Origin of the sequence: Halobacteriovorax marinus SJ (genome assembly GCF_000210915.2) — a bacterium.
In the GTDB taxonomy this organism is placed as follows: Bacteria; Bdellovibrionota; Bacteriovoracia; order Bacteriovoracales; family Bacteriovoracaceae; genus Halobacteriovorax; species Halobacteriovorax marinus.
Genome location: NC_016620.1, coordinates 847,421 through 867,362, shown reverse-complemented (window position 1 = coordinate 867,362; position 19,942 = coordinate 847,421). Strand labels below are relative to the sequence as shown.

Here is a 19,942-nt window from a genome sequence, read left to right as displayed (position 1 = left end):
TGCGATTATTAATCAACCAATAATGCTCGAAAGAAATGGAGAAAGATATGAATATAAAGAAATTGAGCACAACATTAGTAGTCCTTTCAACTTTATCCCTACCGGCCCATGCAACAACACTTACTCGTGAAACAGGTGCCCCAGTCGGAGATAATCAAAACTCAAAAACAGCGGGTCCAAATGGTGGGGTTCTTCTTGAAGATGCACACCTCATTGAGAAGTTAGCACGCTTTGATAGAATGAGAATTCCTGAGAGAGTTGTTCACGCCAGAGGAACTGGAGCGCATGGAGTTTTTAAATCATATGGAGACTTTTCAAAGCTTACCAGAGCTTCCCTCTTTAATAGAAAGAATAAGAAGACTCCTGTCTTTGTTAGATTCTCTTCAGTTATTCACTCTAAAGGATCTCCAGAGTCATTGAGAGATCCTAGAGGGTTTGCAACTAAATTCTATACTGATCAAGGAAATTGGGACTTAGTTGGTAATAACCTACCCGTCTTCTTTATAAGGGATGCGATTAAATTTCCAGACATGGTGAATTCATTAAAGCCTGATCCAAAAACGAATAAGCAAGATCCAAATAGAATCTTTGATTTTATGGCCCATCACCCAGAGAGTATTCATATGTGGACACATCTCATGTCTAATAAGGGAACTCCTGCCAGCTTAAGAACAATGGATGGAAACGGAGTTCACGCTTACAAATTTGTAAATAAAGACAATAAGGTTCGCTATGTAAAGTTTAGATGGGTATCTAAGCAAGGAGTAAAGAACCTAACTGCAAAAGAAGCGCAAAAGGTACAAGGGGAAGACTTCTCTTATTTAACAACTGATCTCTACGACAATATTAAAAAAGGAAATTACCCATCTTGGGAACTCGTAGCTCTTGTCATGGAATTAGACCAATTAGATAAACATGACTTCAACCCGCTCGATGTGACTAAAGATTGGAAGTGTGAAATGAGTTCAATTGAATGTACAAAACTAGGTTTAATGACATTGAATAAAGTTCCAACAAACTTCTTTCAATTTACAGAACAATCGGCCTTTTCACCTGCAGTTTTTGTTCCAGGTATCGAGCCATCAGAGGATAGATTACTTCAAGGAAGGTTATTCGCTTACTCTGATACACAGAGGTATAGACTTGGCGTTAACTACCAATACTTACCTGTAAATAAAGCTAAAGTTGAGATTAATACTTACGCTCAAGACGGTTCTCTCTCAACAAGAGTAGCCAATGAAGAGCATATTAACTATCAACCAAACCACTTTGATGGAAGCTTAAATAGAGACCGAGGAACTCTTCACGAAGATCAACAATATAAGTATAGCCAGCACAAGCTCTCTGGATCAACACAACAGAAAATGATTGCTAAAACTCAAAACTTTAAGCAAGCAGGTGAAACTTATAGATCTTATAGTGATTTTGATAAAGAACACTTAATTAAGAACTTTGGTGGAACACTAAATCAAATTAAAAATAAATTAATTGTGACTCAAATGATTGCCTACGCTTACAAAGCAGATAAAGAGTACGGTGAGAAGTTGGCAAAGTTTACAAACACTGACTTAAACAAAGTAAAGAGTGTTGTAGTAAAACTTAGAGACTAAAAAAGGAGTGAGGCATGAAGAAGCAAATAACACTACTTATACTTAGCTTAGTTTTTGCACAGAATATTTATTCAGCAGATAGCTCTAAAGATCAAACGAAGCTCATAAAAATGGTTACACGTGCAGCAAAAGAAAATAACTTAGCTCTTATAAAAGAATATAGAAAGTACGGAGGAAACTTAAATGTTAAAGATGAGAAGGGATATACTCCCCTCATCTTTGCCGCCTACTACGGTCATAAGAGCACTGTAGACTATCTTCTAAAAGAGGGTGCTAATGCTTGCATAAAAGATAATAAAGGCAATACTGCTCTCATGGGTGCAATATTTAAAGGAAACTTAAAGATCGCCTATAAATTAATGAAGACAGATTGTAAGTTAGACCAAAAGAATAATGCAAACCAAACTGCTTTAATGTATGCCTCACTCTTTAATAGACAAGAAATTGCCAAGGAGCTTATCAGAAAAGGAGCAAGTAAGACGCTCAAAGACAATAGTGGTAAGTCAGCGGTAGATGTTGCTAAAACGCAACTCAATCAAGAGATGGTAACCCTATTAGAGAAATACTCACACTGAGAATCTGTAATAGTGATTTAAAATTTTAAAACTCTTTGGATCACTCTCCTTCATTCGTCTTGGAGACTCAAGGTAAAGAAGAGAGAGTTCAACAAATTGGCCCTTTAATTCTTTGAGGGCCAATTTTCCAACTTCTTTTTCAAATTGTAGCTTATTTAATTTCACCCAATCTGAGAGTGAGAAGTCTTCGAAATCTGAGCGCACACTTGGATAGAAATTTGTATTTCGATTAATAAGAGGAAGACAGGCCAAAGCACAAATAAGTACTCTTTGATCTTTTGACACTTGTTCTCTCCAATCTTTCTCACAGTAGAAGATGGCCATCTTATCTAAGAGTAGAGAAAGTTGTTCAGCAGTGAGATTAGAGAGGTATGAAAAGTCTTTAGATAGAAGCACTCTCCAATTCTCTCTCTCCCCTCTCATCTTCTTAATATAGCGAGTTCTCTTATACACTAAAGAGTAGTTCATATAGATAAAGAACAAGAGAAGACAAATAAATGCAACAACAAATGGAACTAGAAACATAATCTATTTCTACTAATGATTTTAGTAATCGTCACTTGAAATTTTAGGCGTCGTAACTATTCATAAAGAAAGGGATATCATCAAGGAACTTCATCCCCATTTTATACTCTCTACTCGTTACAAGCTCTGCACGCCTATCAACCTTAGAGATGTGAGCAATTTTACATCTTACAGGGGTATCCAATGTGACTTCCCCGAAACTAGTTAAGTAAATAATTTGATCTCTTTTGAAGTTATTTACTTTTGAAACACTCATCACCACAGCAATTCCATCTGTATTTAAATCAAAGACACTGAAGTCAAATGAGTTTGCTCTAGATCTATTATTCATATCCAATTCAACTTTTACTTTGATATCTTGCTCTATCAGAAGGTTTCTAGAGTTATCTCTATTTTCAATTATTCTAAACTTCTTTGGAACCAAGACTTGAATCTTAGAGTTGCTCATTTTTCGAATATTGGCCTTAAATAAAAGCGAGCGATCATTGAATCGGATATAAATATCTTCATCCTCTTTGAAATCAAACGCCTTTTGATCCACTTCAATCAATTGAAGTACACCTTTATCAGCAGAAAATTTTTGAATGAAGGCTTCGTGTTTAAGACGAGGATTTTTAGAGTTAGCTTGCCAGAGAAGTATTGTTTCAATATTTTCCATGGTTCTCTCTATACAATCACAGAGAGACTGAAAATCATTTTCCCATACCATCTTCTTTAAAAGCTCTTGGTCCATTAAACTTCCTAATTCGAATTACTTTCTAATATGATATCGGAAATTTAAATAAATAGTATAGGGAAAATTAGTTTAAAACAGTGTATTAACCGCTATTGGTACTACTGCCACAGGGCAATTCGCCTTCTTTCTATCAAAAGCAATAATTTTAAGTCCGTACTTATACCATCTCGCCTCAAGTAGATCACCAGAAGCAAGGTCCCTTATAAGAATCAGGTCTCCAAACATTTCTTCTTCACTAGTTTGAATATTATCCAAAGAGAGTACTGAGACAAATTTCTTATGTACGCTAGAGAACATTCTCGATTGATAATCTAAGATAAAATCATCTTGATTCTCTTTAATCCACTTGTCCAGATCACTTTCAATAACCGAGAACTCTTTCTTAGTGGCAAATGAGAAACCAATCTCTTTTAAAGAATGGCTTACACACTCCATAGAGTAAGTTGAAAAAACAATAAAAAATGTGATTAATATTTTCATAGAGCTCTCCTTAGCATTTAATACTAGCAAGAAGAGTTTTGAGTGAATAATCTTTCTTATTCCAATTGGTATATGCGAAGCAAAAATTATTTCAATTTTATTTTATAGAAAGTTCCACTTAAGTTGGAGAAGCCTCTAGGTGAAATAGTGCGCAGGAGAATACTTCTAAAGATCATCTTCTCATTCACACCAAAACCAGTAGAAGCTCCACAGTCAGAGGTAAAACTATAGCTAAATTCATTGGTTGAATTATTAAAATTCATCTCTTCCCAATCACTACTTCCCTTAAATTCCCTAGTCGTCTCAGTATTATCAGAAAGATCAGTTAAACTAAGAGTCGTTGCCCCCATTTGAGAAGCGCCAATCACGGGAGAGCCTCCACATCCACCAGCAGTAGAATCTGTCTCAAAGGTAATGGCCAAATCGGAAGTGACTTCAATTTCAGAGGAAATATTTCTTATGGAGTTAAGTTGAGTTATCTCGCTAGCGTTAAAGAATTCTATTGTTTGATCTGTGGCACTCGTATAGTTAAAGCTCTTTTCAAAAACGGTGTACCCACCTCCGCTCATATCACAAGAGGCGATGAACGCATCACTACTACTCCCTCCATTTGGATCTATCCAATAATTTCCATCAACATTTGTTTTAGTATAATAATCACTACACGCACGATCGACACTTTGATCGGAGTACTTATAAGCACCGCTATCTAAGATTATTGTCACAGGATCAGTAGACGGAGAAGAGCCACTTGCAACGGCAGGACTATCATCATCTCCACAAGAGTTTAGAAGTAGAGAAATAAAAAGTAAGAAGATCAATTTCATTAAGTAATTGTACTAATTTTTAGGACGATATAATTTAATATTATATTCCACTTGTTCCAAATCTCTTTTCAATTTGTTTCAAATCGTAAAAGGAAGTTGTTCATCATCTCGAAGCCAACTAGTAAGAGAAAACCTCTTTTCACAGGCACGAAGAACTTCATGAAAAATACCAGAAGAGAAAAACACAACCATTCTCCCTCTTCTTGGAGTCACGCACTTATCGACTTCAAGTCTATTCGACTTATTATAAATAACCAATTCTCCACCTTCTTTACAATCTTCAAGGTAGAGAACACAACTCACTTGCCTATGACGAGTTTCTGGATGTTGATCAACATGTTTTTTATAGAATCCTCCTCTCTCATAAATAGCGAATTGAGATTCAAATCGCTTCATTGAAAGAAAGAAGTATTGATTGAGTTCAATCATTAGATCTGAGACCTTCGCCTTGTAGCATTGTAGCGCAGAATTTTCTTCGAAATTATTAATCCAAAAGATCTTTGAGTCTCTTATACTTGAATTTACTTGCTTATTTAAATGACGGCTAACACCAGCACTTCTAAATGAGTCCTCGTTCTCTTTAACCAAGAGATGTTCCATCAATTGATGACATTCAGAATCAGTTAGAAAGTGATCAACAATGGACCACCCTTTATTCTCTAGCTCTAGACAGATTTCACTTAGCACATAGACCTCAATAATGAGAATGTACTATAAAAAGAAAACCCTAAATAATCGTTTTATTTAGGGTTATAATTCGGTTTAAATTAAGAATAATTAGTCGTTATTCCATCTCGCAGTTAACTCACCTGGAGGACCATTGAAGACATTTACGTCCATATCGTATTCAGTTCCTGGTACATTGTAGAGACATGTTCCAGTTCTTGAACAATTGATCTCACTTGAGAATTGCCAAAGAAAGTAATTCTTCCACAATGATCCCGGATAGTCCGTGACATGAGACTTAAATCTCGCATACCAAAGCTTTGACTGTTGAAAAATTGGATTATCTTTTACCAAAGAGTTTAACTTCTTAGTCGTCGTATGATTGGCATAGACAGTTGGAATTTTACCAGTCTTCTCGTATACGTATTCCATAAATACGATGGCCTCTTCAATACTCATGAAACTACTTGAAGCTGTATCCTCTAAATCTAAAATCATTAGAGTATCTTCATCTTCTCCAATCAAATCGAGAAAGAGATCTGCTTGGGCCTTAGTATTCCCTCTTCTTCCAAGGTGATAAGCTCCCCAAAGATATCCCCTCTCTAGAGCGATCTTCTTTCTTTCAAAGTATTTCTTATCAATTCTAGCGCCAATACTTGATCTGTGAATAACACCAATAACCTTTGTGTCAGTGGCCATTTTATTCCAATCAATACCATTTCCTTCATAAGCATCAATTACAATGGAAGTGTCTTCTCTCTCCCAAGGTCTATTTAGAGATGCCTCATCAGTCTCATCTGGATCGCCACTTGATGGAGGTGGAGTTACAGTATCGTTATCTCCATCATCAGGAGTTCCGCTATCATCATCACATTTCTCATCTGCTTCTAGCGAAGAGTTATTTGATGACTTAGTAATCTTTGTCTCAGAGTTCTTATTACCGCACGTATCATCTTCCTTTACACAAGAAAAAGATAGTAATGCGACTGCCAATAAAATAAATTTTAATTTCTTAGTTTCTCTCATAAAAGGCTCTTCGGAGCCTTATGAGAAGTTTTAATTTAATTGAATTGAAATAGTGTATAGGGGCAAGAAAGGCCTATTATGGCCGCTAGTTTCGCCCTACTTACTCTTTGGTGGACGAGGACCACGCATCTTTATAATGAGTCCATTTAGAAAGTTTCTAAGCAGTTGGTCACCACAATCCATATACTTAGGGTGGTCTTCATTCCTAAAAAGGGCCCCTAATTCTGACTTACTGACTTCAAAGTCGGCCAACTTTAAAACTTCAATAATATCATCATCTCTATAAGATAGTGCAATTCTCAACTTTTTTAAAATATCATTATTTGTAAGGGCCATATAAATCCTGTTTTGTTTTTCATCTATTTAGCAAATATTTTTAGCAATTTATAGCCTATTGTACAATTTTCTCCTCGAGATATCTTAAGGTGTCATTTCAATCAAAAACGCTAATCTATACTAGGAAAACCTAGGAGAAGAAATGTCTAGCGAATTAGACCACTTTATATCATTTAGCAGAGTTATTATACGTCTTGGCTGTTTTACAACAATACTTATTAACTTAGGCGTACTCTTTCTCGCCTACATGGATTTAATCCCAAAAAATGAAACGCAAGGCTTCATTTTCTCAACCTACCAACTTTATAGTATCGTTCCGATTGCCTTTTCAATAATTCTTTTAATTCATTTTCAAAATGAAAAGAGCTCTGATATCAACTCGCAGTCAAAGTTTGATCAAGTCTCAAGTTCTTTTAAAGGGAATGAGCAAGTCTTCACACTGCTCTTATCTAATTACTTTAAAAAGCTAATCTCTATTATCAGCTCAAATAATGCAATTATTGCACTAGGATTTATTGCTCACTACAGCGATAAGATAAGCTTCACACAACTTTCTATAAGTGCGGCAATCTCGATAATACTCACACTTCTAACCTTTCCTATGATTGATATCTTTATTCTAAAGAATAAGGGAATTATCTATCAGAAAAAGGATTAGTGTTCTAAGATTTTCTTGAGTTTCTTTAGATACCGTTTCATTTGAAATGAATAGAGTTTCATCACGATCTTTGGTGAGACATTAAGGCCAAATGTTTCTTTAATCATCTTTCTATCAAAATCAACAATATACTTAAATGTAGTTATGCCATTTTGGTGTTCGAAGAACCTTCTACTTTTTAAGTAGAATGGACTTTCTTTTGGTGTAATAAAAGTAACGTTATAAGGAGCATTAATGGAAACAACTTCAGTTGTTGTAATAAAGTTCTTTCTAATACCAATCCAAGCATCTTCCCGGTACCAACTTCCAACAATAACCTCTTCATTATTGGTCGTCATATCATTCACTTCACTTCTCCACAGATGGTCATTCATTGGGCTCGAAACAAGGTCAAAGACTTTATCAATAGGAGCATTAATTTGAATTTCTCCCTTTGATTGAACGAGCTCTAAAGCGTGTAAATTGAGTGAAAAGATAAATAGAAAAAGAATAGTTAATTTGTTCATCTATAAATTCTAAAAACCATCTTTCAAAGTGACAAGAGTAAATATGAACATGTAATCAGCTAGTTAGAGCACTTCGCTTTCTTTTCAAATGACTAAAAAGTTATTAAGATTAAATAAATGAATTAATTGGAAGAAGCATTGCATTTATCAAAGTACACCGCTCATAGAAATCAAAAGTATCTAGCTTGGCTGAGAGAGCAAAGTTGTGTCGTATCTGGAAAGAAGGCCCAATGCGCTCATCACATTAGACTTGGAACAAATGGCGGAACAGGACTAAAGCCTTCAGACTACTTTTGTATTCCACTTTTAAATGAGTATCACACAACTGGTAGTAGCGCGCTTCACATTATTGGAGAAGAAACTTTTCTAGCTCAATTTAAAATTGATTCCAAAAAAATATTTATCTACTTTCTAAGAAAATATCTTTCTGAAAATTACGATATCCTCTATGGAATAAATAATAAGTCAGACGAAGAAGTTCTCTTTGATCTTATTACTATTATTGAAAGTAAAATTGATAGGCCAATCAAGAAAGTTAAACGTCAAAAGCCAAAAGAGAAGCCAGCAACACCTAAAGTTAGTATTACAGAGAGTAACTACTATCAGGTTGCAAAGAAGCTTAAGAATGAGCGAGATAAAGAACTTCGAAAAAAAATAAAAGAAAGCTCAACAACTTCCAGTATTAAAAAGCAATTCAAAGGAAATGAGTTCTACGAAAAGGCGAAAGAGGCCAAAAGGCTAAAGGACCGAGAGCTAAGAAAAAGAAATAAAGAATTGGCCGCCAAAATAAAGAAAGAAGAGAAATTAAAAAGGCGCGAGGAAGACCTCACGCCTGAATAATTATTTTAAAGACTTTAGTGCATTAATAATATCACTTGGCTCTGCTCTTTTTACGTAATCAACATTTAAGAATGAATAAACAATTTTTCCCTCTTTAGAGATAACATAAGTCGCAGGGATTGGAAGTTCCCAAGCACTATTACCTTGACTCTTATTTAGATCAATTCCAAATTTTAAATAGACTTCTTTTAAATCATCTTCAACATGGAATACAAGTCCATACTTTCTTGCAATTTTATTATCTTCATCAGATAGAATTTCAAATTTAAGTTCATTCTTCTTAACTGTTGTATCTGCCTCAGACATTTTTTCTGGAGAAATTGCAATCAACTGTCCCCCTGTCGCTTCAATTTCGTCTAGTTTTTCTTGGTAGGCCTTAAGTTGCAAGTTGCAGTATGGGCACCATCCTCCTCTATAAAAAGTTAGTACAACTGCGCCCTTCTTAAGCTCATCAGATAATTTCACTTTCTTTCCTGTAGCACTAGGTAGAGTGAAGTCAACAATAGAATCACCTTTCTTATGAGCACCATCTAAGATTCCTGACTTTCTTAGCTTCTCAGTTGCCTCTGCCATAGTCATTCTCTCCTTTGATGGAGGTCTGCTATTTTTTCTCTCATCTAATACAGCTTGTAGAGAGTCATCAGAGAAAGATGTATTTATAAATTCAACGATATCTTTTTCTTTTGTCTTACCAAAGACTCTTTTCACCTCTACTCCTTTTGAGAAACTTAAAAGCATCGATTGTTGAAATAATTTATACTTCTTTAAGAAACTCTTATCTTTATCAAAATCAACTTCAAGTAATGTATAGTTCTTGTGCTCAAGCTTATCTAAAACTTTTTTCTGAACTTTACATGTTGGGCACCAATCGGCATGAACATGAATGAGAATATTCTTACCTTCAGATAAGAGCTTATCAAAACGAGATTGATCAAACTTTGCCTGCGCATTTGAAACAAGCCCAAGGGCCATACTTAATAATAAAAACAACTTCTTCATAAATTCTCCTATATTGAAATTGTAAAGTTGATAATTGATTCTGGTAATACACTTAAGAGATAGGCTTCTACTTTCTTGTCATAATTAGTTAAGAGCATAATCGACATCATTAGACATAGAATCCCAGAGCCTAGTTTAATCTTCTTAGCGTGATTTAAACTAAAGTTCTTAATCTTTGAAACAAGTTTTGAAGCACCATAGCTAAGAATAATCATTGGAATAAGCGATCCTACCGCAAAGAATCCAAGAAGACTTAGAGCTTTTAGAGAGTCCTCCTGTGCTGCCAATAGTCCCATAATTACAGCGAGAGTTGGCCCACTACAAGGAGTCCAAATCGGTCCGAGCATAAGACCATTAACAAATTCTCCCCATACTGCATTTCCATTCTCTTTTTCATTTGAACGTGTCGAAAGGTTTTGAAACTTATTCATCACAGGAGCAAAGCTCTTTGAAATAAAATCTGTAAGCTTTGGAAAAATAAAAAGCAAAGAAGATATAAATAAGAGAGTTCCAGAGAAGTACTTTATCTGAGAAGGATCGAGACCAATGAATTGTCCACTTCTCGCCAAAAAGAAAGTCGTTACACTAAAACTAAGAACTACTCCTAACCCAAGAAAGATTGGCCCAAACTTACTCTGCTTAAGAGAAGATGAGGCAACAAACGGTATTATTGGCAGTATGCACGGAGACAGTAATGTGATCGCTCCGGCCATGAATGCACTTAAATATAAACTAATTTCCATCTAAAACTCCAATACTTGACCAGTCGGTCAAATATAAAATAAAAAAATCTACACTCTTATCCCCAGAGGCTCTAGTGCATTATTTGCGATATTTTTTAAAATCACTTTATCTTTTTGAAACTTTGAAATTTCTCTAATTGAAAAAGCTGCTACGAGGAGTCTTTCTCTTAGATCATTTAAGTTGGCCTTCTTTTCCAACTTCTCTCTTTCTTGAGCTATAGTTAAAGTACGGAGAAAGTTATCTCCTACTCTCTCATAGAGAACTTTAGAGAGCTTTTGTGCCTTTGACTTATCTTGACCAAACTCTAAACAAGTATTCATCACAAGACATCCCTTGTAATTCTTATCTGTGCTTCCCTGCTTTACCAGTCTTTGGAAGAACTTCTTAAGATAGAGCATAGGGCATTCATCTTTATAGAAGTTACTCTTAGAAACATCACCATACTTCTCTAAAGCAAGTAAGAAGAGGTTTTCTTTTGACTCAAAAGCATTATAAAGAGATCCTTTATGTAGGTCTGTAGCCTCCATAAGGTCGGACATACTTGTCCCATGAAAACCTTTTTCCCAAAAGACTTCCATTGCCTTTAAAATTACTTCATCTCTGTCAAAATCACTTGCTCTTGCCATAAGTAATCATAGCAGAGTTTTTGACCACTTGGTCAAGATTGTGTCAATTTTAAGTATATTTTCTAACTCTTGGTATTGAGCTGCCCACAAGCGGCCAAGACATCATCACCTTTAGTTATGCGAACTAATGTAGGGATTTTGTATTCATCAATAATAGACTTGAAACTTAAGACTTCATTATCAGAAGGTCTCTTGTACTTAGAACCAGGGAAGGGATTAAAAGGAATTATATTGATATAGGCTTCTTTTCCCTTAAGTAACTCCCCTACGGCCCTTGCATCTTCTACTGAATCATTGAAATCTTTAATCAATAGATATTCATAGGTAATAAACTGCTTCTTTTGAAGAGTAATAGAGTCTATATGTTTCAGAACTTCTGGGAGGGAATACTTTTTATTTACAGGAATAAGCTCATTTCTCTTTTCTTCAAAGGGAGAATGTAGAGAAAGGGCCAGATTAACTCCTGGAATCTCTTCTTCCCATCTCTTTAGGCCAGGTAAGTACCCCGAAGTAGAGATTGTAATTTTTTGAGTTCCAATAGATGCTCCATTCTTTGATAAGAAAATCTCGCAGGCCCTTTTAACAGCATCAAAATTGTGAAGAGGTTCACCTTGTCCCATAAAAACAATATTTAAAATTCTCTCCTCACCTGGTCTATTTTCGGCCAACCATCTCCACGCAGCAAGAAATTGTCCTAGAATCTCACTCGTTTCGAGATTTCTTTTAAGTCCTTGCGTACCGGTAAAACAGAATGAGCACTTCATTGCACATCCAACTTGTGAAGAAAGACAAATAGAGTACTTATTGTGAAAAGGAATCAAAACAGATTCTACTTTTGAAGAGTCATGTAATTTGAAGAGAAATTTAACAGTTCTATCATCAGAGATATGGACTTCATCAATCTCTGGAAGAGAGAAGTCAAAATTGTCACTTAAGAATTTTTGAGTCGCCTTGGAAATATTATGAGTGCAGGGAGAACTCTGCTTTTTCTTATAGTGCCAATTATAAAGTAAAGATGCCGCACTAGTCCCCAGTCCCTCCTCTTGGAGTGAAGTCACTAGCTCGTCATAATTTAAATTATAGAATGATCTCTTCATAAATATACTCGTGGCGCAGACCATAGCCCGAGTAATGCCAAATTACAATCAAGGATTCCCTAACCTACTGGAAATATTATCTAAAAAAATGTGATAAACTAGGACTATGGAAGAAGAAAAGAAGCCATTTTTTAAGAAAGTCATAGCTCTTATTGGAGTCGTGTTTGGATTCATATACCTTTTAAATCCTACCATGGGACTCTTCGAACTACTCCCAGACACTCTTCCTATCATTGGTAATTTAGATGAAGGAGCAGCAGTCTACTTAATTTTTGCAGGACTTAGGTACCTAGGTATCGATATTCTTAAATACTTCGATCGCATTAGAAAGTAACTGCTACTTAATACCTACAATATAGGCGCTCCAATTTACGCTATTTTCTTCACTTTCAGTTTGATAGAACTCTCCATTTCCAAGTCCTTCTTCATCAAAGTCTTCCCAGTAAACCTTTGATGAGCTGAACCCTGCTTCGGCGAGAAGATCTCTAATTTCAGGAATGCTCCACATTCTAAAACAATAGGTAAAGGCATCAAGATACTCGTCACCATTATTGAATTTAAAATGGATTCCGTAATTGGCGATACGTGAAATGGGGTTAAAGTCCTTTCTTTCAAATTCAAAGAGAAAACTCTCAAGATGATCGTGATCATCAACTTCTCTCTCTTGAATTTCAGGAATTTCACTATCACTTCCGCCAAAGATATCTAAAATAAGCATTCCCTCTTCATTTAAAGAAGAGTAAGCGTGCTTAAAGTACTCAAGCAGGAGTGCTCTAGAAGTCAGCAGACAATATGAGAAATTAAAAGTTGCAATAATATCTTTTGGTGAGGTTGTCTGAAGAGAATTAGAGACACTGGACTCTACTCTACTTTGCTCATCATCCGAAAGATTCGCTCTATACCTATTATCTCCATAGGCAATTGCCTCAGGATCTAAGTCTATTGCTAGAGCCGATCTATTTTTCGATGATTGAACCCAGCAACAACTAAGAGCATATGTTCCGCTAAAGTCCTCTCTAAGAGAGAGTGCATCCTTTTTAAAGATTTCTCTATATATTTTAGAAATTCTTTCCACATCAGAAATTGGGTCCTGAACTGCAGCAAGATAGTAAGCATGCTTATCATATTTCTCTTTCATTTCTTCCTCACTTATTTCCCTACTATATATGACGTAGACAAATATAAAAAGTATTTCTCAATTATAAGGGCCTCCATTATAATCTAGCTATGGAAAATACAACGAAACAATATAAGACATTTCTCTTTGATCTAGACGATACCTTATTAAATTTTAGAGAGTCCGAAAGATTGGCCTTTAAAGATGTCATTCAAAGACTAGATGTGAAGACACCACTTGATGAACTCTTTAGCTACTATCAGAAAGTAAATGAAGGACTGTGGAGAGAATTAGAGTACGGAAAAGTTACAAAAGATTTTTTGAAAGTTGAGAGGTTTAAGCTCCTCTTCGAAAATTTTAGTCTGAAGCTAGACCCACAAACTGCTAGCGACTACTACCTAGACGCTCTTCCTAAGAATGTAGAGCTAATGGATGGAGCAATTGATCTCTGTGAGTGGTTAAAGTCAAAAGGGCGCCTTGGACTTATTACTAATGGTATTGGAATTATTCAAAGAAAGAGATTAGAAGTTTCAAATCTTCTTCCCTATTTTGATTTCATCGCAATATCTGATGACTGTGGATTTTCAAAACCAGATATTCGTTTCTTTGAGTACAGTGAGAAGTTAGCAAAAGGAATTATCAAAGAAGAGACTCTTATTATTGGAGATCGCTACGATGCAGATATCGTAGGGGCCCATAACTATGGAGTCGACTCTTGTTGGATAAATTTAAAAGGTGAAACAAAGTCAGACTCAGTACAAACTTATGAGATAAGAAAACTGACAGAATTGAAACCCCTGCTTGAGAAGCTTATTTAACAATTCCCTTGTAGTAACCGTCACAATTATCTGTAACTAGGGATAGTCCTTTATTAAATATATCTGTTACCGGAGAGAAGACCTCGTTCATAAAAGAGCCTACGGCCCCTATCTCTGGATCAGATAAACTCCCACTTATTTTTTGAACAAAAATACTACAACCCTTCTCGTCAACTGAGGCTATAGAGAAATTTTTAAATACTTTCTTAGAAAGGTCGATACTTCCCTGAACGGCGACTTTATGCTCCTTTGTTGCGAGAGCGACATCTTCAAGCTTTGCAACCTCATCTTTAAGATTTACTGCTACATGTACTTCGCGAATATGAGTCTCGCCTTTTACAATCCCTCGTATTCCTGTATTGCCAAGATCAGCTCCTTTTGCCACAAGAATACCAATTGGCCCAAGAGTTAGAAAGCCTGCGGCGTCTAGAATCCCAACCTTCTTACTGTCGATATAGGCTTCTAAAATCTTATCTAAGTCTTTTCCAATCCACTTAAGCTTCTTACCATTTACAGCTAAGCTCATTGGGTTCTTTAGAAAAGCGTTACTCTTATTAATAGATGAAGTGAAATCAACTCTTAGGTCTCCATAAATATTAACATTCTCTAGTTTGAAAATTTTAAGAACTTCCTCTAATTTCTTTACATCTAAAGTTGCCTTAACAGATTGATTAGTCTTTTTAGTAAGATTGACTTCTCCTACAATACTCTTAGTTAGAGCGCTCACACTTAATTCACCGCTGACAAGAAGATCTTTGAGTGAAACCTCAACTTCTTTAGAGGAAATACTTATTTCATTTAGCTTGTACTTTTTTAATAGAATTTCATGAACTGAGATTCCAGCATTAGAAAGAGTTACTTTCTGCCATCGCCCCTGTGAGTTTTTCTCATCTTTCACTTTTTGAGTTTGATCACTCTTCTTGAGCTCTTTCTTCTTCCCTTCTTTCTGAGACTCAACCTCTTTTAGACTTTTTACAATTAAATCAAATTTTCTAAATTTTAAATGATCCTCAAAGATTGAATTGGGATCAATTTCAAGATCAATTTTCTCAATATCGATTTCAAATCCATCTACTTTTAACTGTAGATCTTCAACCAGTAATTCATTAGCGCTAAGAAGACGATAAGAAATCGGCTTGCTCGCTCTTAGTTCTACACCTAACTCTTTCTTATTAACAATATCAATGAGGGTATTCTGAAAGAGATGAAAAGGAGTAAAGAGAAGAGTAAGAAGTAAAATTATTACAACAGAACTTAGAATTATGAATATCTTCTTTAACATGAGAACCTATTTTATTAGAAATGAAGCAATATATCTCTCTCCATCATTTTCAATTTGTAACTGACTAGAGTGAAGCTTCAAAACCTGATCGATGATTTCATTTCCAAGCCCATAGCTTCGCATTAAGAAATTCTCATCACCTTGTTTATTTTCGTTATTGATTATACTGCTCATCTTAAAAAAGACAAATTCACCTTGCTTAGAAATATCAACCTCTACAGTTGTGCCACTCTTTGTATATTTACAGCAATTACCGACAAGATTATTAAAGACCTGAGACATTCTCTTTTCATCAAAGGAGACTTGGGTACGATCATCTTGAATATCAAAATTTATTTTTGCCACTTCTATCGCTGTGGAATGGTGATTAAGCGATTTTTTAAACTCTTCTCCAAGAAGACCTAGCCCTTTCTCAAGCTGAAGACTTCCCTCCCCAAGAATTGCGGATTCTAAAATTGTTTGAACCATCTCCATGGATTCACTAGAAATTTTAATAATTTCTTTACTCATCTCCCCTGCCTCGCTCTTATTCAAGTCTGGAATGAGAGCGGCAAGCCCCATTATATTTCCCAGAGGAGTTCTTAGGTCATGGGCGACAAAACCTGTAAGCTTCTTTATTCTTGTGTTTGCACTTGCAAGCTTCTCTTCTCTATCTTTAAGTAGTAAGAAAGATCCAATTGCGTTGGCCATCATAGAAATCAGCTCTCTTTCATATTCTGAAAAACCATTTCTTCTAATGCTTGTAGATGAAAAATTAAGTGTTCCAAAAATTTCACTTCCCTTAAAAATAGGAGCTGAAATATAGGACTCAAGTTTCATATTTATATAAACAGGATGCCCCTTCATCTCCTCGATAGATCCAACATGAGGAAAACCAATGACTCTTTTCGTGTAGATTACTTCACGGCAATACGTCCCCTCTAATTCAAAAATCGCTCCCGGTTCAAGTACGTTCTCTGGAGAGACGGCATCGCAAACGATGTACTCTTCTCCATTGATATTTGAAACAATTCCAAACTCTAAATTAAAGATTCTAGACCCAGCGATAAGATACTCCTTAATAAGAGTATCAAAGTCCTGAAAGTGCTTTGTTGTTAAGTTATGGATAGTTTTTAGATTAGAAGCAAATTGCTTTAAAAGATCTATTTCTTTTAAACCATCGTGAAGAGAATAAAAGGTTTCATCGTTTACAAATTTTGGATATTTCATTCCTCAATTTTAAAAGATTTTCATATAATGATATAGCTTTAATTTATTTAATCTTGTAATATCAACTAAACTTCTGAAATTACGAGGCTTTAATGCTTATAATTGGGAACGACTTATGAAACTTCTTACGCTAATAATTGCCTTTTTTACTATCACTTCGACTCTCGCTAAATCTAGCGAACTTCACGCCTTTAAATTAAAGGCCCCTAGAAAGAGCGAAATTAACTTAGAGAAATACAAAGATGGCCCTCTCTTAATTATAAATATAGCGACGAGATGTGGTTACACAGGTCAACTAGATGATATTGAAAAACTCTATAAGAAGTACTCAAGTAAGGGACTAGTCATCATTGGCATCCCTTCCAATGACTTTGGTGGACAAACTCCTGAATCCAACCAAGAAGTAGTTGAAATGTGCCGAGTAAAGTATGGAGCAAGTTTTCCTATTTCAACAAAGGTCAAAGTTCTTGGTAAAGAAAAGCATCCTCTTATTGAGTATATGATAAGTGAATCAAAGCAAGGTGATATTAAGTGGAATTTTGAAAAGTTTCTCTTTGATAAATCGGGAAAATTCATTAAGAGATTCGACTCAAAAACTCTTCCCCTTAACTCAGAACTAGAAGAAGAAATTAAAAAGAACCTTTAAGCTTTTTTAGAACAAAGTTAGGAAGATTAAAAGCGCTACTATGCCAATTGAGGTTGTGCCACATTAAATCCTCTGAAAAGTTTTTATAGTCCTCAACTTTGTTCTCTTTCATATCTGTTCCCAGCCACTTCTTAGAGCAATATGCAAATGTCCAATAAACTCCAGGATAAATGAGAATAGGAGCGCAAATGGGCTGAACAATTTTGAATTCACTTTCTAAGTTTTGATAGATACTTCTAATATCGTATTCATCATAGAATGGAGATTCGGTTTGGCACATAAAGATTCCCTCATCAGTTAAAAGGGAATTAACCTTTTGATAGAAGTCGCTCTTGTATAGGTTTTCCGCTAAGCCTACCGGATCAGTAGAATCAGAAATGATAAGGTCATATTTATTATTTGGAATTAAGACTTCTCTATCGATAAACTTTAGTGCGTCTTCAAAGATGATTTTTACTCTCGGATCATCGAGCCCCTTGGCCACATTCGGGAAGAACTCCCTACTAGTCGTAGTTACCATTTCATCAATCTCAACTAAAGTTATCTCTTCAATACACTTATAGCGAACGAGCTCTCTAATCACTCCTCCATCACCAGCTCCAATAACGAGAACCCTCTTTGTCTGCTCCTGACATAGAAGTGGAATATGCGCCATTACTTCATGATAAATAAACTCATCTTTATCACTAATCATGCACATATCATCCAAGAGCAGGACTTTTCCTAGGGGCTCTGTCAAAACAACCTTAATATCTTGATAGGGAGATTTTCCCTCATAGAGAGTCTCAACTACCTTAAATGATTGAGATACTGTATTTTCTAAGCTCTGCTCAGTTAACCATTGGGACTTATTGGAAGAATTCATAGAAGCCTTTTTATTGATAATAAATGTATTGTGTACTATATAAATGTTTGCCAAGTCAAACCATTCAATAACAGGGAATCATAATGAACTCCAGACGGGACTTTCTAATTAAATCTGCACTCTTATCTAGCTCTGGGATTTTTTCTAATCTGAGTTTTGGTGTGGACGCACTCTCTGGCGCTTCAAAGATTCTTAAAAATAAAAGTATTTCTTCTTCATACTCTCCGCTAATTGAACTAAGTGCCTTCAAGGGAACTAGCGAAATTAGTGGCGATACTCCCGACGAGGCCCACGAAGTTTTTTGGAATAAACCGGGCTTTATAAAGAAGAAAGGTGGTTTACCAAAGGCCACTGAAACTTACGATGTTGTTATAGTTGGTGGAGGACTTTCAGGATTAGCTAGTGCCTACCACCTTCAAGATAAGAAAGTTCTTATGCTCGAAGGAAATCCTCGTCTAGGTGGAAACGCTAGAGTTGAAAAGTATAGAGACACCTATATGTCTCTAGGTTCTGCTTATGTCACAGTTCCCGAAGAAGGTGGACTCATTGAGAGCTACTTTAAAGATATTGGAGTTCATCAAAAGTTTAAAAAAGTTCCTCAAGGAAAGCACCCTATTCTTTATAAAGGTGAATTTGTAGATTCATTTTGGATGGGTGCAACAGATAAGAAAAATGCTGATGAGTTTGCAAGAGTCTACAAGAGGCTAAAAGAAATCTATCAACACTCATACCCAGAGCTTCCTCTTATTCCCGGTATGGATATCGATAGAAAGGCCCTTGATAAACTTGATAACCTAAGACTAAGTGAATGGGTACGCGCAGAGTTTGGCACTATTCACCCTCATATTGAAGAATACTTTCACCAATACTGCTGGTCTTCTTTTAGTACAGGATACGATGAAATCTCTGCTGCACAATTTTTAAATTTCTTTACGGCCGACCTAGCTGGCATACAAGCTCTTCCAGGTGGAAATGGAATGATCGCTGTAAAAACACTAGAGAAAATGAAGAACTCAAACTTCACTGTTAGTTCAAACTCATTTGTTGCTGATATTAGAGAAGATAAGAATGGCGTCTATATTTGTTATCACGATCAAAACCAAAAACTAAAAGCAGTTCACGCTAAGAAATGTATTGTGACTGCGCCAAAGTTAGTGGCAAAACATATTATTGAAGGACTAGATAAGAAACAACATTCTGCAATGGATGATATGGTTTATCACGCTTACTTAGTGGCCAATGTTTTATTCAAGAATAAACTCGAAGCTAAGCACTACGATATTTACTCACTCATAGGTGATGTTCCTAAAAGTGAGTATGAAGATTCTAAAAAGAGAGTCTTTAGTGATATAACTTATGCTCACTGGGCAAATAAAGAACAAGCACAGAGAAGTGCCGTCACTCTCTACCTTCCGCTTCCCTACGCTATGGCCCAGCAATTTCTCTTCAGTCCAATTCTCCTTGAGAAGTACACAAAGAGAATTCAAAAAGCGCTCGATCCATTCCTAAAGAAATCAAATAAGAGTTGGAATGATGTTGAAGGAATCAGACTCACTCGTTACGGACATGCCGTTGCAGTAGCAGGCCATGGAGATATAGCCTCAGGTCTACTTGAACGAGCGCACCAACCAATAAATAATAAGATCTTCTTTGCGAATCAAGATAACTGGGCCAATCCTTGCTTTGAGACTAGTTACGCCGTAGGAACACTTGCGGCCTTTCAGGCCACTAATAGATCAATTCCATTAGGTTAA

At 35.8% G+C, this 19,942-nt stretch carries 24 protein-coding genes; 8 read left to right on the top strand and 16 right to left on the bottom strand.

Features of this window, described 5'->3' with window-relative positions; genetic code table 11:
• Positions 1-35 precede the first annotated feature (35 nt).
• Complete coding sequence (locus BMS_RS04255) at positions 36-1,610, top strand: catalase (protein ID WP_407635790.1); 1,575 nt, start codon at positions 36-38, stop codon at positions 1,608-1,610.
• A gap of 14 nt (positions 1,611-1,624) precedes the next feature.
• Entirely contained in the window at positions 1,625-2,185 is a 561-nt protein-coding gene (locus BMS_RS04250; protein ID WP_014243555.1) for an ankyrin repeat domain-containing protein, read from the top strand.
• Here the strand turns inward: BMS_RS04250 and BMS_RS04245 are convergent.
• The 7 genes from BMS_RS04245 to BMS_RS04215 form a co-directional block, all read right to left on the bottom strand.
• The gene (locus BMS_RS04245) at positions 2,177-2,710 is read right to left on the bottom strand and encodes a zinc-dependent peptidase (RefSeq protein ID WP_014243554.1); all 534 of its coding nucleotides are present in this window, start codon (positions 2,708-2,710) and stop codon (positions 2,177-2,179) included. The two genes, BMS_RS04250 and BMS_RS04245, sit on opposite strands and share 9 nt — an antisense overlap.
• A gap of 43 nt (positions 2,711-2,753) precedes the next feature.
• On the bottom strand, positions 2,754-3,443 hold the full coding sequence (locus tag BMS_RS04240) for a hypothetical protein (protein WP_014243553.1): 690 nt from the start codon (positions 3,441-3,443) through the stop codon (positions 2,754-2,756).
• Between the two features lie 72 nt (positions 3,444-3,515).
• A complete protein-coding gene (locus BMS_RS04235) occupies positions 3,516-3,926 on the bottom strand; it encodes a hypothetical protein (RefSeq protein ID WP_044557279.1) in 411 nt (136 codons plus the stop codon).
• A gap of 86 nt (positions 3,927-4,012) precedes the next feature.
• Positions 4,013-4,753 (bottom strand): hypothetical protein, encoded by a 741-nt coding sequence (locus BMS_RS04230; RefSeq protein ID WP_014243551.1) that lies wholly within the window; start codon positions 4,751-4,753, stop codon positions 4,013-4,015.
• A gap of 78 nt (positions 4,754-4,831) precedes the next feature.
• Complete coding sequence (locus tag BMS_RS04225; RefSeq protein ID WP_014243550.1) at positions 4,832-5,440, bottom strand: 2OG-Fe(II) oxygenase; 609 nt, start codon at positions 5,438-5,440, stop codon at positions 4,832-4,834.
• Positions 5,441-5,530: 90 nt separating this feature from the next.
• Positions 5,531-6,445 carry a glycoside hydrolase family 25 protein gene (locus tag BMS_RS04220; protein ID WP_014243549.1) on the bottom strand — a complete coding sequence of 305 codons (915 nt, stop codon included), beginning with the start codon at positions 6,443-6,445 and terminating at the stop codon, positions 5,531-5,533.
• A 96-nt stretch (positions 6,446-6,541) separates the two neighbouring features.
• The gene (locus BMS_RS04215) at positions 6,542-6,781 is read right to left on the bottom strand and encodes a DUF1456 family protein (protein WP_014243548.1); all 240 of its coding nucleotides are present in this window, start codon (positions 6,779-6,781) and stop codon (positions 6,542-6,544) included.
• 142 nt (positions 6,782-6,923) lie between these two features.
• On the opposite strand from BMS_RS04215, the gene BMS_RS04210 reads away from it, so the two are divergent.
• Complete coding sequence (locus tag BMS_RS04210) at positions 6,924-7,439, top strand: hypothetical protein (RefSeq protein ID WP_014243547.1); 516 nt, start codon at positions 6,924-6,926, stop codon at positions 7,437-7,439.
• On the opposite strand, the gene BMS_RS04205 is transcribed toward BMS_RS04210, so the two are convergent.
• Complete coding sequence (locus tag BMS_RS04205; protein ID WP_014243546.1) at positions 7,436-7,945, bottom strand: SRPBCC family protein; 510 nt, start codon at positions 7,943-7,945, stop codon at positions 7,436-7,438. The genes BMS_RS04210 and BMS_RS04205 overlap by 4 nt on opposite strands.
• A 126-nt stretch (positions 7,946-8,071) precedes the next feature.
• Here BMS_RS04205 and BMS_RS04200 point away from each other — a divergent pair, with 126 nt between their 5' ends.
• Entirely contained in the window at positions 8,072-8,785 is a 714-nt protein-coding gene (locus BMS_RS04200; RefSeq protein ID WP_014243545.1) for a DUF968 domain-containing protein, read from the top strand.
• Here BMS_RS04200 and BMS_RS04195 read toward each other — a convergent pair whose 3' ends face one another.
• From BMS_RS04195 to rlmN, 4 genes are all read right to left on the bottom strand, one after another.
• Positions 8,786-9,784 carry a redoxin domain-containing protein gene (locus BMS_RS04195; protein ID WP_014243544.1) on the bottom strand — a complete coding sequence of 333 codons (999 nt, stop codon included), beginning with the start codon at positions 9,782-9,784 and terminating at the stop codon, positions 8,786-8,788. It lies immediately after the preceding gene.
• An 8-nt stretch (positions 9,785-9,792) separates the two neighbouring features.
• A complete protein-coding gene (locus tag BMS_RS04190; protein ID WP_014243543.1) occupies positions 9,793-10,527 on the bottom strand; it encodes a cytochrome c biogenesis CcdA family protein in 735 nt (244 codons plus the stop codon).
• A gap of 48 nt (positions 10,528-10,575) precedes the next feature.
• Positions 10,576-11,154, bottom strand: coding sequence for a TetR/AcrR family transcriptional regulator (locus tag BMS_RS16705; protein WP_014243542.1), 579 nt, complete (start codon positions 11,152-11,154; stop codon positions 10,576-10,578).
• 62 nt (positions 11,155-11,216) lie between these two features.
• Complete coding sequence (gene rlmN, locus BMS_RS04175) at positions 11,217-12,251, bottom strand: 23S rRNA (adenine(2503)-C(2))-methyltransferase RlmN (RefSeq protein WP_044557275.1); 1,035 nt, start codon at positions 12,249-12,251, stop codon at positions 11,217-11,219.
• Between the two features lie 106 nt (positions 12,252-12,357).
• Between rlmN and BMS_RS04170 the strand changes: the two genes are divergently transcribed.
• Positions 12,358-12,585 (top strand): DUF1232 domain-containing protein, encoded by a 228-nt coding sequence (locus BMS_RS04170; RefSeq protein WP_014243540.1) that lies wholly within the window; start codon positions 12,358-12,360, stop codon positions 12,583-12,585.
• Positions 12,586-12,588: 3 nt separating this feature from the next.
• On the opposite strand, the gene BMS_RS04165 is transcribed toward BMS_RS04170, so the two are convergent.
• Positions 12,589-13,389: a hypothetical protein gene (locus tag BMS_RS04165; RefSeq protein WP_014243539.1), complete on the bottom strand. Its 801-nt coding sequence runs from the start codon at positions 13,387-13,389 to the stop codon at positions 12,589-12,591.
• Positions 13,390-13,478: 89 nt separating this feature from the next.
• On the opposite strand from BMS_RS04165, the gene BMS_RS04160 reads away from it, so the two are divergent.
• Positions 13,479-14,186, top strand: a complete 708-nt coding sequence (locus BMS_RS04160) for a YjjG family noncanonical pyrimidine nucleotidase (protein ID WP_014243538.1) — start codon at positions 13,479-13,481, stop codon at positions 14,184-14,186.
• Here the strand turns inward: BMS_RS04160 and BMS_RS04155 are convergent.
• Together BMS_RS04155 and BMS_RS04150 are read right to left on the bottom strand one after the other, a co-directional pair.
• Positions 14,179-15,468, bottom strand: coding sequence for a hypothetical protein (locus BMS_RS04155; protein WP_014243537.1), 1,290 nt, complete (start codon positions 15,466-15,468; stop codon positions 14,179-14,181). The two genes, BMS_RS04160 and BMS_RS04155, sit on opposite strands and share 8 nt — an antisense overlap.
• Positions 15,469-15,474: 6 nt before the next feature.
• Positions 15,475-16,677: a GAF domain-containing sensor histidine kinase gene (locus BMS_RS04150; RefSeq protein ID WP_014243536.1), complete on the bottom strand. Its 1,203-nt coding sequence runs from the start codon at positions 16,675-16,677 to the stop codon at positions 15,475-15,477.
• A gap of 115 nt (positions 16,678-16,792) precedes the next feature.
• On the opposite strand from BMS_RS04150, the gene BMS_RS04145 reads away from it, so the two are divergent.
• Positions 16,793-17,323 carry a glutathione peroxidase gene (locus BMS_RS04145; RefSeq protein ID WP_014243535.1) on the top strand — a complete coding sequence of 177 codons (531 nt, stop codon included), beginning with the start codon at positions 16,793-16,795 and terminating at the stop codon, positions 17,321-17,323.
• Here the strand turns inward: BMS_RS04145 and speE are convergent.
• Positions 17,307-18,188 carry a polyamine aminopropyltransferase gene (gene speE / locus BMS_RS04140; RefSeq protein WP_044557274.1) on the bottom strand — a complete coding sequence of 294 codons (882 nt, stop codon included), beginning with the start codon at positions 18,186-18,188 and terminating at the stop codon, positions 17,307-17,309. The two genes, BMS_RS04145 and speE, sit on opposite strands and share 17 nt — an antisense overlap.
• Positions 18,189-18,271: 83 nt before the next feature.
• On the opposite strand from speE, the gene BMS_RS04135 reads away from it, so the two are divergent.
• Complete coding sequence (locus tag BMS_RS04135) at positions 18,272-19,942, top strand: FAD-dependent oxidoreductase (protein ID WP_044557273.1); 1,671 nt, start codon at positions 18,272-18,274, stop codon at positions 19,940-19,942.